This is a genomic window from Pseudoalteromonas piscicida (assembly GCF_000238315.3).
GTDB lineage: Bacteria > Pseudomonadota > Gammaproteobacteria > Enterobacterales > Alteromonadaceae > Pseudoalteromonas > Pseudoalteromonas piscicida.
In genome coordinates this window covers 3,777,433-3,792,249 of sequence record NZ_CP011924.1, presented here as the reverse complement: position 1 = coordinate 3,792,249, position 14,817 = coordinate 3,777,433, and the positions used below count along the sequence as shown (strand labels likewise).

The window sequence follows — 14,817 nt, the reverse complement described above, 5'->3', positions numbered from 1 at the left end:
AAAGCCATTCAACGGTGAGTACATCCCCCCCCGTCTATCACTGCGACTTCTAAATCTAATTTGGCACCGCGTACTTTACTTTGGCAGGGCGTCACTTCCAGTTGCGCTAGCCTAAGGTTTTCATTTACCTGATTATTTACCCGAAACACGATTTGATGCAGCGGATGCTGGGCGCTTGAGCGTTCAATGTCTAGCTCATCCACTAACACATCGAAGGGAATATGTTGATATTGCAACGCGTCATTGAGTAAGCCTTGGGTTTGCTGTAGCGCTTGGGTAAAACTGGTGTCTTCACTCCATTCGCTTCTAAGCACTAAGGTATTGATAAAATTACCAATCATACTTTCAAATGCTTTGAGGTGACGTCCTGATACCGGCGTACCAACAACCACATCGCGCTGTTGAGAAAAGCGGCTTAACCACAATGAAAATAGCGTTTGCAGTAACACAAATAAGGTTTGTCCTGAGCGAGTTTGATACGCTCGAAGCGCACTAACCAGCGCTGCAGGTATGGGCTCAATCACTAAGGCACCACGCAAAGAGGTTTTTGCTTCTCTGCTACAATCTAGCGGTAATTCATGAACCTTGGGCAGACCTTGTAATTGCATACGCCAATAGTCGAGCTCCTGTTGCCATAACTCCCCCTGTTCCAGCTGCTGTTGCCACATTACATAATCAACGTAATGCACCTCTTGTAGCGATAAGGTTTCGCCGCTGAGAGCAGCTTTGTATGCCTGTCTTAAAGCGTCACTCAAACACGCAATAGACCAACCATCGGCAGCGATATGATGTAAGGTGATCACAAGGGTAGCCTGCATCGCCTCTTGTTGATAAAGACTGGCGCGCAGCATTAAATCACGGCTTAAATCGAAGCTGGTTGCGTAATCTTCTGCGATAGCTTGCTCTAACGCATGTGCTTGTTGCTCAGCAGATTTATCTGTCCAGTCGTGCTTAACCAGGGTAAATCGAGCATCAAGGTTAATGCTTTGCTGCGGTTCTCCTTGCTCATTTTGATGATAATTAAACGCCAAGACTGGATGTTGCTTAATCACAGCAATAAAGGCGTGCTCTAAGGCCTTGGTATTCAGCTTGCCTTGCAATTGGAATATACCCTGTAGGTTATACTGGTTGCTGTGCCCTTGCAGTTGATCAACAAACCACAAGCGCCGCTGTGCAAATGACAAAGGATAACTAGGCTGTGATGGCGCAGGTTGTAGACTTGGTAATGAAGATTGAGACTGAGCGTTAGCCAACATCTCGCTTAGTTCAAATACGCTAGGATTGGCAAACAGTTGCTTTAAGCTCACCTCCACCGAGAGCTGGGCTCTTAGTTCATTGAGTAATTGCATTGCCAATAAAGAGTGACCACCGATGCTGAAAAAGCTATCGTGCAGCCCCACTTCTGGTGCGCCCGTTAAGGTTTGATAGAGTGTGATTAACTGTCGCTGCAACGCACTTGTCGCCTCACTACTTTGGCTTTGAGAAGTTAATGCCAAAGACTGTAATTGTTGGCGGTCTATCTTGCCATTACTCAAGGTGGGTAAGTGCTGGCAAAGCTCCATCCAGCTTGGGATCATCGGCTCAGGCAAGCGACGCTTCAAGCCTTGGCGGATCACCTCGCGCAGATTGGTTGCGGCGCACTGGCTGCCATCAACACTTACCACAAAAGCAACCAAAGCATCTTGTTTGCCGAGCTTACGCACGACGACTGCTGCCTGCGATACCTCATCAAGCGCTAACAGTGCAACTTCTATTTCATTAAGGTCAACGCGGTAACCGCGAATTTTCGCTTGTTTGTCAATTCGACCGAGAAATTCAAGCTCGCCGCTCGCATTCAGTCTAACGCTATCACCACTGCGGTAAAAACGGGCGCATTGGGCACTATGTTGCAAGCTACTTGTAAACTGAGCTGCGGTCTCTGCAGGCGCATTTATATACCCTTTGGCGAGGCTCGGCCCGCCAATATAGAGCTCACCGGGCATGCCAGCGGGTGTTAGCTTCCCCTGTTTGTTGAGTACGCAGGTAGTAACATGTGCCAACGGCGTACCGATTGGGTAACTGTGGCCGGTTAGTCTGCTGTCAGTGACTTCATGACAAACCACTCCAACACAAGCCTCCGTCGGACCATAATGGTTGAAAATACGCGCCCTTGGTGTCAGCGCACGAATGCTATCAACAAGCTGCTCACCTAATGCTTCTCCACCTAACACCCACTGCGAAATAGCGGGCTTTTGCTCAGCAAACTGAGGCAAAAGCACCGCGGCAAAAGAAGGGGTTAATTTAATCAAATTAACTTGCTCAGCTACTAACTTGGCTGCGATTTCAGCAGGTTCTGGCGCTTGGTTTGCAAGAGTGAGTACCACAGTGCCGCCATGAGTAAGCACCGGGTAGACAGCCGTTAAGCATAAATCCGTGGCAAGTCCTGTAACCACGCCCGCTCGCGTATCTTGGTTGTAACTCAATCTCGCCGCGATGCTGCTACAATAGTGACTCAGCGCGCCATGGCTGATCTCAACCCCTTTGGGCACACCAGTAGAACCAGAAGTAAACAACACATACGCGCTATCATCAAAACTTGGTGAATAAGTTTGCTGCGGCGCTCCCTTGTTTTGGCTCAGCTCACTATAGTCAAGCACCTGAATGCCCGCATCTCGTAGCGCTTGGCAAAGTGGCGTTTCGACACTTACCACCACCGTATTACAATTAGCTTGCGCTAGCATTTGTAGCGCTCTGGCAGTGGGCATATTGCCATCAATAGGTAGATACGCGCGGCCACTTTGCATTACGCCAAGCATAGTGACAATGTCACTCATATCACCCGTTGTTATCAGCGCAATGATTGACGCTGAAACATCTAAGTTGTTGGCAATTTGTAGGCTTTGAGATTGTAGCTGCTGATACGTCAGGGTCCGCGATGCTTCGCCATTGCTGCTTGGCACAACCACTGCAATCGCCTCGCCTTGGGTTTGCGCTATATCTCTGATTGCTTGCGGCACAAGCATCGGCTGGTTGATGTTGTGATTGATACCCGCCGCCGTTGTCAGTACGCTCGTTGATTTGAGCACCAAGTAGTCAATTGGCAGCGCCTCTTTAGCACAATAGCACTGGATGAGTGCCAAATAATCATCGGCAAATTGCTGAATAAGCGCACGATCATAAAGCCCTGTTGCGTAAACAAAGTCACACACAAGGCCATCATCTGTATCATCAACAGATAGGGTTAAGTCAAATTTCGCAGTGCCATTATCTAGGGCAATTAACTCGGCTTCTAATTGGTTATTTACCGACACCTTACTACTTGCTACACCATTGTAGTTAAATAACACTTGAAACAAGGCGGAATGCGCGGCGGATTTGGGTAGCTCTAGCGCTTCAATGATGTCTTCCACCGCAGCGTTTTGATTACTAAGCCCTTGCAATACTTGACCTTGTAGTGCCTTAATCGCCTCACTCATGGAGTGATGGCCGTTTATCTGCATACGCAGTGGCAAGGTATTAATAAAGCAGCCAAGCATAGCTTCAAACTCGCTTTGCTGACGATTTGCAACCGGCACCCCTAAGGTAATATCGGCTTGTTCACTGTAGCGGTAAAGCAAGATGTAAAACACGCCCAGCAAGGCGGTAAAGTGTGTTACGCCATCGCGGTGACAGGCTTCATCTAATTGTTGTATTTGCTCCGTATTAAACGCACAACGAACCGTGCCACCTTGGTACTGCTTTTCTTTTTTTCTTGGATAGCTGGTGGGCAATTCAAACGGTGTAAATGCCTCTAACTGCTCAGTCCAATAAGCCAATTGTTGTTGATAGTCTGGGGATTGCCTTAATTGTTGCTCCCAGTGCACATAGTCAACATACTGTAAATCGGGAAGCTCAACACACGCCTCCGATAGCTCATACAGCAGTGCGTTGATAAACACAGTGACGCTCCAGCCGTCACTAATAATATGATGCATGTTAACGAGTAACCAGCGGCAAGCGGTGTAAGAGTTACTCACTAAAGCCGTAACTTGCAGCAGCGACTCGTTGGCAAGATCAAACTGATACCGCACAGCCTGTTTAATCGACTCTGGTAGCTGATTGGGTAGCACTTCTTCATCCACGGTCATCACAGCAATTTTCATCGCCTCAGCAGGTTCAATTTGCTGCACGACCTTCCCTTCAACCGTGATAAATCGTGCTCTCAAAATATCGTACTTAGCTATCAAGCGGCTCAACGCTTGTTCAATGTCCGTGACTGAAAATGGCTGCGATAACTTAACTAGCCCAGCCATGTTGTACGCCGCAGTGCCCCCTTCATATTTATCAATAAACCACATTCTTTGCTGTGCTGCCGAGAGCGCAGCAGATTGCTTTTGCTGTCCTTGAAGGTAGGTGATAAGCGCAGCTTTGTGCGCCTTTACCTTATCCAGAATACCCTCAGGCACCTGCCCAAGCGGTGTTCTAAGTTTTAATTTATCCTGCTGTAAATAAACATAAATCTGTTGACGGTCAAGCTCATCTAACCATTGTTTTATTGCAAAGTTTTCCATCATTACAAGTCCATCTCCGTCATAGATTTATCACTTAGCGCAGCACTCAAATCGCGATCGCTTACAATATCACTGACTTTCTCTACGTTTGGAGTTTGCGTCTCAACCGAAATAGCATCATGAGCTTGTTTTAGCGCTTCTATACACTCAGCAAGCTCTGCAATACAGGCGTGCTCAAAAATGTCGCCAATGGTCAATTTAATATTGAAAGCTCGGTTGAGTCTCGATACCAACTGCATACCAATCACCGAATTGCCGCCGCTATCCACAAAACGTGCTGTGACGCCCAGCTGCTCAACAGGGAGAAGCGCTATATAATGTTGATGTAGCTGTTTTTCTGTTTCAGTGCGAGGAGCCAACGTGCATATTTCTGATACTTGCTCAGCAGCAGGCATTGGTAGTGCTTTTCGGTCGCGCTTACCATTTGGTGTCATCGGCCATTGACTTAACCAAACAAAATGCTCAGGCACCATGTAACTTGGTAACCATTCACCGAGCGCTTGGCGCAGCCGAGGCGAAGACCACTCGGTTGATAGCTCACCATCATCAATCATATAACCACACAGACATGGGCCAGTTTCTAACGTTTGTACGCAAACATCGACTTCACTAGTATTGAGTATCCGCCCCAAGTGATGGCTAATGTCGCCAAGCTCTATACGATGACCATGGAGTTTAATTTGATTATCTAAGCGTCCTTTTACTTCAAAACGGCCATCAGCTAAACGCCTCGCTTTATCTCCCGTCTTGTATAAACGGCGGCTAATGGAAGCGGTAAATTGATGATTGATAAAGCGCTGCTTGGTCAGCTCCGCTTGATGTAAATAACCCATAGCAACACCACTACCACCAATGTATAACTCGCCCCATACGCCATCGGGTAAAGGCAACCCTTCACCATGACACTCGGTTGGGAGCACAAATAAGCTGGTATTTTGTATCGCTTTACCAATGGTTATCTCTGCGGCATTGTCGATATGTGCCACCGCCGACCAAATCGTGGTTTCGGTTGGCCCGTATAAGTTATAAACCGCTTTGCTGTGACTAAATAACTGCGCGGCCAGTGCCTGAGGTAAAGGCTCACCGCCACTCCATACTTTTATGCCAGAAGTGCATGCTGGCGCCGCATTTAACACTAATTGCCATAGCGTTGGCGTTGCCTGCATCACCGTGATCTGCTGCTGTTCAATAAGCGCGCCGAGCACAGCAGGATCGCTAATACTTTCATCACTTGCCAGCACCACCGACGCACCAACGAGTAATGGCCCAAACAACTCAAGCAAGGCAATATCAAACGCCACTGTGGTGATGGCCAATAAGCGGTCATCTGCCACCAACCCCGGCTCACGACTCATAGATGCAAGCAGATTAACAAATGCCCCGTGATTAACTTCAACGCCCTTGGGTAACCCCGTGGAACCAGAGGTATAAATCACGTAAGCACGCTGCTGAGCTTGAATTAGCAAGCTTGGGCTGCGAACTGCACTGTTAGCAATGTCTTCAGCATCGCTATCCATACAGACTCGTTTGAAACGACCATGATTGAATAACGCAGACTCTGCACTGCTGGCATCACACAGCACAACACTCACTTTGGCATCATGCAAAATATGCGCGATGCGCTCGTCAGGAAAGGTGAGATCGAGTGGTAAAAATGCCGCTCCAGCTTTCATCACCGCCATCAGTGCTATCAACAGCTCCGCCCTGCGTGGTAATGCCACCGCCACGATACTATTGGGCGTTACCTGCTGCTTCATCAAGTAGTGAGCCAGCTGGTTAACACGCGCATCAAGCGCTTCATAACTGAGACTCACATCATCCGTTACCAGTGCCGTACGCTTGCTGCGGCACGATACATTGTGCTGCCAAGTTTCAATGAAACTCGTCGCGACCTTAACCGACTTCTCTTGCTCTAGTGGTAACTCAACTAACCTGTGGATATCATCACTACTTTGTATCAACTCATTTTGAGCCCCCATAGGTGTGTTGCCTTGAACCTGCGACAGCAAATGGACGAACTTAGCCACGTACTGGGTCATTAACTCAGTATCAAATTGCGCTGTGTGATATTCCACTAACAGTGACCACTGTCCTGCAACACAGGTCATATTTGTCGTCAGTTCAAATTGGCCAAATTTAGCTACACTTGGCTGTACCTCAACTTCTAGCCCATTAAAACTCGGCAAAGTGGTGACTTTATCTAGATTAAACATAGTGCTAGGTAGAATTAGCTGATCATCGGCAAGGCTTGCATACGGATGAGTTTGGTGATCAAAGGCATCAAGTAAAGTATTTTGCACCCGCTGTACCAGCTCACCGATAGCGCTAAGGCCAGCTATATCAACCACAATGGGCAAGATATTGGTGCAATAGCCCAGTAACGCTTGGTCGAGTAACTCAGGCTCAAACTGCGATGCCAGTCGTTGCCTATCCGATACCGGCACTCCTACACTTATCACAGTCTGGCCGCTTAACTTGTGTAGCCACAAGCAATAAAGTGCAAGCATTGTCGCAAATTGCCCACAGCGTAAAGACTGAGCAAGGCTCTCAGTGTTTCGGATTGCACTCGAAGAAATGGGTAATGTGAGCTGATTAACTTGGTATGAAGCCACGCTCACCGTCGTTGATTTTGGCAGCTCAAGTGGTGTTGAACTCGCTAAGCACCGGTGCCAAAAAGCTTGGTTTTTTGCGGCTTCCGGTGAATGCGAATATGCCTGCAAGCTATCAACGTAGTGACTAAAGGAGACAGCTCGGCTTGCCACCTCATTTTGTTTTGCATCCTGATTGTAGCGCTCAGCGATTGCTGCCAGCACCATCTGTAGTGAAAGCCCATCGCAGATCACATGATGGGCCACAACACTTAGATAGTGCTGTGCTTTGCCATCACTCAACAGCGTCACTCTACAAAGTGCGTCTTTGACAAAGTCAAACGGTTGATAACGCAGCGCGGATAACCGCCTTTGCAATGTTACTTGGTCTTCTTCGTTCCATGGCTCAACATGCAACTCGGCTTTTTCCACTCGGCAATATTGCATTAAGCGATCACTATCGACACTAAAACGCAAGATTGGGAAGTCGCGGCAGACCGCAGTAATAGCTTGTTGCAGCCGCGCTAAATCGAGCTTACCGGAGAGCTTTAATATCGCTTGTAATTGATATGCGCTCGCTCCATCGCTTGAGGTCAGCGCCATCGCTAATAGCTGTTGCTGGCTATGGCTAAGTGGAAATGCAGCATCATCACTTTGGCTCGCTTCACCAAAATAACCCGCACGTTTTAAGCTAAGTACACTGGCTTCAACTGCGTTTATCACCGCTGCAATGTCTTCATCTGTATGGGCGGCGCTGAAAAAGCAGTTACGTCCTTCCCAGATAAACACACCGCGCTCTAGCATTTCATAAAAGAACACATCAAGATTTTGCGAAAAGCGAAAACGGAATAATGAGGCAAACGCTTCTATTCGAATGGGTACGTCATGGGTTTCAAAAAACGCATTGAGATGTGCTTTAAATGCCGCGGTTTTGTCGTTGATCCCTTGTTGTAACGCTGGACCTTGCGACTGAATAGCTTGCAACACTGCTTTGGCACTTGCCATGGTCATTGGATGTTTGCAGAAAGTCCCAGCAAAGAAGGTGGTATCGGTCAAGGGGTAGGAATCATCTCCGTATTGCCAATTGCCGCCGTCAATGGCATCGAGGTAGGTAGCGGCCCCCGCGACCACACCGATAGGCATACCACCACCGACGATTTTGCCATAGGTTGCCATATCGGCCTTAACCCCTATCAAACCTTGAACACCACCGGGATGTGCTCTAAAGCCGGTGATCATTTCGTCAAAAATAAGGGCAATACCATGTGCTTCAGTGAGCATACGTAGTTTACGTAAAAACGCCCAAGGTTGATTTTCAGGGTGACGGCTTTGTACCGGCTCAACAATCACCGCAGCAATATGTTGCGCCTCTCGGGTAATAACCTCTAGCGACTCATCATCACCATAAGGTAAAACGAGATTATCGGCGATTGCGCCATAACGCACTCCAGCGCACATTGCCTCTACGCCTTGCTCTGGCGACTCAGTAGCTAAAGTACCATCATAGTGACCATGGTACGCGCCTGAGAACTGAACAATTTTATCGCGCTTAGTCACTGTTCTTGCCAAACGTAGCGCCGTCATGACCGCCTCTGTACCAGAGTTACAAAACGATGCACGCTCAAGCCCAGTCAGTTCACAGATAAGTGCAGCAACCTCAGGCGCATCAGGACTTGCAAGCCCCAGTTGCATCCCGGCTTCAAGCTGTTGCGCCAGTGCTTTTTTGATAAAGTCAGGGTTATGACCAAATAAGTTAGTACCAAAGTCCATGGTGATATCAATATAGCGATTATCATCGATATCCCAGATATATGCGCCTTCACAGCGCTTAGAAAACACCGGATAAAGTAGCTCTTTGCTCGACAGTCTGAAACCCGCCGAAGCACGGCAATCCGCAAGGCGTGCGCGATATTCGCTCACTAGCGCTTTTGAACTGTGCGTTTTCGCAATGTAAGCATCACTCAATGCAGCAAGATGTTGGCGTATGGCCGGGCTACTATTGGCACGCTGCACTTGTTTTTGTTGTGCCCCAGGTAATACGGATTGGGCTCTGCTTGGATGGGGTTTTGATACCAAGGTTGCTGTTGAGGTAACTGCACTGTTTTCAACTTTCACGCCCTGTATATGGCGTAACTGCTGCCCTACTACAGCTTCTAACGCGGCTCTTGCTTCAGCGTTGGTCACAGTGCTTGCCGCCTGCAATTGCGCCTGATAGATAGCGACAAGCGTCTGATTGTCAGCCCCTACTACACTACCTTTTGGCGTATCAGTCGTGCCCGATACAGGTGATGGCAAACTGCCCGCTTGTTGAGGACCTTGCGGTGCTTTGAGATAGTTACTATGGCGTTGAATATAGGCTACTAACTTATCGACATCGCTGAGCTCTTGATAAAATTGACGAACACTAAACTCTAAACCGAATTCCCGTTCGTATACTCTAACGGCCTGCATGATCATCAACGAATCAACCCCCATTTCTAACAACGGAAGGTTGGTTTGGATAGCATCAGCGGGCATCGACAAGAGTCCCGCTAGGGTATTGATCACAAAGCTGCGGATCTGAGCATCACGGTCACTCGCTTCTGCCACTGTTTGTGCTTCGAGCTGTGATTGTTCAGTACCAAAAATCCAGTATGAACTGCAATCAAATGGATATTGCGGCAAACTCACTCTAGCGCTCGGGCGATTGCCATACACCTGTTGCCATTCGAGCGCCCCGCCTAAATCGAGGTATGTGCCTAAACACTCGGCGAACTTCATGCTGTCATCGCCTTTGGGGTGCAATACATGGGCATAATTGAGCGCTTTGTTATTACTGTTTTCTTGCAGTAAGCCACTCAAAATAGGTTTGGGACCAAGCTCAATCGCGAAGCCATGCTCTAGTGACTCCAGAGCAGTTACACAGTCAACAAAGCGAACCGGTGCCATAATTTGCTCAACCCAATATTCAGCTTTTGCGATACGTGCGCTCTCTACATGTCCTGTCATGGATGAAACAAAAGGCAGCCGAGGCTGTTGAAATCTCACCTGCTCAGCGACTTCCCTAAAGGCGTCTAACATGGGAGTCATCAATGGAGAGTGGAAAGCGTTTGCCGTATGCAGCGCTTTTACTTTAATTTGCTGTACTGCAAGTACGTCACTGAGGGCTGTGATTGCTTCATCAGCACCGGAGAATACTACCCCAGCCTCACCATGGAAGGCTGAGATCACCACTTGCCCTTGATACTCACTCAAGCAATTGCGTGCGGTTATTTCATCACATCTTGCGGCGATCATGCTGCCTTTTATCGGTAATGCATGCATTAGTTGACCACGCGCCGCTATCAACTCAACGCCATCACGAAGCGAAAACACGCCAGCAATACAAGCAGCCGCATATTCACCAACGCTATGACTGAGCAGCTGGGATGGCTTCACCCCATAATGCATCAATAATTTTGCCACACTGTACTCAACGGCAAACAAGCTCACTTGCGTCCAACGCGTTTGCGCCAGTAGTTCACTATACTTTTCATCGAATAACACATCCAACAGGCGTGCACCAAAGCGCTCGCCAACCAAACTGTCAATGTCATCTAACTGGCTACGAAACACTTCATGGTGTTGATATAAAGAGTGAGCCATCAAGGGGTATTGCGAACCTTGTCCGGTGAACAAAAACACAACTTCTGGCGCAGCATTTACCGAGGACGGTTCGGCAATAATAGAAGTATTCAGTTGCGAAATAAGTGTTTCTCTACTCACACCACTAAACGTTTTATGCACCCCCTTAAGCGGCACTTGCTCGGCATTTTGTGCACAAAAGTCATCAAACGCTTGAGGAGTCAGACTCGACAATCGTTCACTATAGTGACCAGCAAGATGCTGCAATGCAGCTTTCGATTTAGCAGCGAGAGGCAATAGATAAAACGAAGGCGGTGTTACTTCAGCTTGTGTGTCGGGTTTAGGCGCTGGAGCCTGTGCGCAGATCACATGTGCATTAGTACCACCAAAACCAAAAGAGCTTAATCCAGCGGCTCTTATTCCCCCCTGTTGTACAGGCCATGTCTGCATGCTTTGCGGCACCATAAACGGAAGTTTTTGCCATGGAATATGCGGATTTAACACCTCACTATAACGCTGCGCAGGAATTTGCCCATGCTGTAAACACAGTAGCGTTTTGATAAGTCCAGCAATACCCGCGCCGGACTCAAGGTGGCCAATATTCGCTTTTACCGCACCGAGAATAACCGGATTATGACGACTATGGTGTTCTCCATACGTGCGGTTTAACCCAGTGATCTCGATAGGATCGCCAAGCTCCGTACCCGTGCCATAGGTTTCCACATAGTGGATATCTCCCGCCTGCATCTTGGCATTACCAAGGGCTGCATTGATCACTGCCTGTTGCGCGGCACTATTTGGCGCAGTAATACCATTGCTGCGGCCGTCTTGATTAATTGCGCTGCCTTTGAGTACACCAACAATCGGGTCGTTGTCTGCCATGGCTTGTTGTAGCGGCTTTAGCATCACCACCCCAACGCCTTCACTTCGCACATAGCCATCCGCTGCCTGTGAAAAAGTTTTGCAATGGCCGTCTGCTGCCAACATTTGTGCGTTTTCACAGGCCTTAGTCACATCATCGCTCAGAATAAGATTAACGCCCGCCACCAATGCCGCGTTCGTTTCCCCATTTCTTAGTGCTTGAATTGCATGATGAAGTGCCACCAGCGATGACGAGCACGCCGTATCAATTGCCACACTTGGGCCGGTAAAATTAAAGCTATAAGAAATGCGGTTTGCAGCAATGCTCAGCGCTGTACCCGTGCCTAAATACGCGGTACTTTTTTGCTGTTGTTGCGACAATAAAAAGTAGTCATTTTGCGATATACCAACATACACGCCAATATCGCTACCTGCGAGCGTGGCGGGTTGGTAACCAGCATGCTGTATGGCGTGATAAGTCGTTTGGAGCAATAACCTATGCTGTGGGTCGATATGCTTAGCTTCGAGTGGCGAGATGCCGAATAATGCAGCGTCAAACTCATCGACATTCTCTAGATAACCACCGAGACGGTCGGCTTCAAGGTTAGGGCAAAGCTGCTGGCGCTTAGGATCTGGCGTGGTGATGCCATCGCCCTGCTGGCTTAACAACTGCCAAAATGCCTCAAGCCCATTTGCTGAAGGATAACGACAGGCCATGCCAATCACGGCAATATCTGTATCCGCAATATGTGCAGTTCGGCGAGAGGCTTGCGTCTTATTCGCTTGCTCAGTACCTTTCGACTCGTTAAGCTCTGTCTGTCCTAGAGCTTGAGTAAGCGTACTAAACTGACTTAAGTACTGGGCTAGTTCGCGAATTGAGGGATATTCGTAAAGTACCGTAGGCTCAAGATCTAGCTCGTGTACTTCCATTAACTCCCCTGAGATCCGCACCGCTTTCATCGAATCCACACCTAATGCCAAGAATGGCGCGTCGATATCCAAACTACGCGCGGGCTTATCTATTTCTTGTGCGACTAACTCTTGTAATAACCGCTGAATTTGCTGTAGTGACGATGAGGATGATGACACCTCAGCTTGTTGTGGCGTAGCTTCTTCACGGGCACGCGCAATTACTTCAAAATTATCGGTTAAATAACTGCGTTTATTCTCCTGGCGCTGAATTTTACCGCTCGATGTTTTATGAATGCGACCAGGCTTTATCAATACGATGTCATAAGGCGTAATGCCGTGGTGCTCAACGATCGCAGCGGTGATCTGCTGCAATACCTTCTCAGTATCTAACTTTCTAAGCGCGGTACGCTTAACTTGCTGCACAATCACCAAACGTTCTTCATCGCCATTGGAAGCTACCGAAAACGCCGCACCGCCATTTTGCTCTAAGCTATCGCTTGCTTCTGTAATCGTAAGTTCTATATCTTGCGGGTAGTAGTTTTTACCGCGGAAGATAAGCACGTCTTTGGCGCGTCCTGTAACGAATAATTCCCCACGCAGGATAAAGCCTAAATCACCAGTACGCAGATAAGCCCGCTCGTCAGCACCTTTAATTCTGGCATGAAACGTAGCCTTAGTTGCTTCTGGGTTATTCCAATATCCCTTTGCTACACTTGGTCCAGTTACCCAAATTTCTCCGGTTTCACCATTATTGCAGGCTTCAAAAGACTCTGGGTTAACAATCGCAATACTATGCTCGCCCCAACTCACGCCAGAAGATACTGCGTAATAAGGCTGCTGTTCATCAGCCACATCTAACGCATAAAACGCATCTACTGTATCTTCATCTGCGACTTGTTCGGCTTTACCCTGCTGTAACTTGGTCGCATCAATACGTAATATCCTTGGCTTTTCTAGAAGACGTCCACCTGTTGCAAATAAGGTGGTTTCTGCCATGCCGTAACAAGGTGCGATACTTTCTCTTTGTAAGCCACACACTTTAAACTTTTGATAAAAGCGCTCTAACGTGCTGGCACGCACTGGTTCTGCGCCATTTAATGCTGAGCGCCAATGGGACAAATCTAAGTCTTTAAGATCTTCATCTTTGACGGTGTCCACACACAGGTCATAGGCAAAGTTTGGCGCGCTTGACGTCAATGCTTTGGTTTGTGAAAGCAGTTTTAGCCAACGTAGCGGTTTTTGCAGGAAATAAGCCGGATTCATCAGCGCCGCTGTCGCACCAATGTAGATTGGGTGCATAATGCCAAAAATCAGTCCCATATCATGGAAATGAGGCAACCAACTTACAATCGAAGAGTTGCTATCGTGACCAAACGCTTCTTTCATTAGCGCCTGATTATCAAGAATATTGTCGTGGGTTACCATTACGCCTTTAGGTGTGCCCGTCGAGCCTGAGGTATATTGCAAAAATGCCAATTGCTCACCACGGATCTGTGCACGAGGCCACTGTTGAGTCGTCGATTTAAGTGCAATGTTATCGGTAGTAAATAGTGCTAACTGCGCTAGACTTGGCTCAGAATCAAGCAATGGCTTGGCGATTTCATTGATCTTTTCACTGGTAAGCGCACCTTTGGCACCTGCGTCTTCGATGATGGCGCGCAGACGATCAACATTTTGATTCTTTTTAGGTGGATAGACCGGTACTGCAATAATCTCTGCGTATAAACAAGCAAAAAAGGCTTCAATAAATTCAAATCCAGAGTTGTACAGTAATAATGCTCTGTCACCCGGTTCAAAATATTCACTCAATGTCTCAGCAATAGAGGCTGCACGCTCATGCAGCTCTTGGTAGGAAATGGTTTTACTTGGTAATGCCTCATCGTAAAAATACTGATAGGCAATATCTTGAGATCGAGTACGCGCTAAACCCGCGAGTATAGTAACAATATTTGTATTCATGCCATCCCCATAACTTGGTTGGGATTCCTTTGGCAACAGCGCGAGCAGTATCAATTTGGCTTGCGACAGTTAACCATCAGTAACGTTGTAAAAAACCAATCAATTACTTAACCGCAACAAACACAGTACCCACTTAAGTAGGAGAACGTTTGTAGGGTATATCTATAAAGGTTAACTAACCGCTAAAACCGCGAGCCAAGTTAATCAACAGCACCTTTTGCTATTTGCTTGCAGCATGCATACAACATTGCTGTAATCACTCACTGTCACTTTAACGCTTGAATATGGCAACTTTTTTACCATCCTTGTAGCGAGGGTGACGACATCAAAGTCTCAAATAGAGTTATAAAAAAGACCATACTTAA

Annotated in this window: 2 protein-coding genes; both read right to left on the bottom strand. The window is 47.6% G+C overall.

Annotation, left to right across the window (positions count from 1 at the left end; all coding sequences use genetic code 11):
• Nucleotides 1-8 precede the first annotated feature (8 nt).
• Nucleotides 9-4,532 carry a non-ribosomal peptide synthetase gene (locus PPIS_RS17300; RefSeq protein ID WP_010368788.1) on the bottom strand — a complete coding sequence of 1,508 codons (4,524 nt, stop codon included), beginning with the start codon at nucleotides 4,530-4,532 and terminating at the stop codon, nucleotides 9-11.
• Nucleotides 4,532-14,452, bottom strand: a complete 9,921-nt coding sequence (locus tag PPIS_RS17295; protein WP_010368789.1) for a hybrid non-ribosomal peptide synthetase/type I polyketide synthase — start codon at nucleotides 14,450-14,452, stop codon at nucleotides 4,532-4,534. The genes PPIS_RS17300 and PPIS_RS17295 overlap by 1 nt, the downstream gene beginning before the upstream one ends.
• Nucleotides 14,453-14,817: the final 365 nt, after the last annotated feature.

Coding starts and splice junctions, on each gene's coding strand:
- PPIS_RS17295 (WP_010368789.1), bottom strand. CDS start 14,452: ATGAATACAAATATTGTTACTATACTCGCGGGTTTAGCGCGTACTCGA.
- PPIS_RS17300 (WP_010368788.1), bottom strand. CDS start 4,532: ATGATGGAAAACTTTGCAATAAAACAATGGTTAGATGAGCTTGACCGT.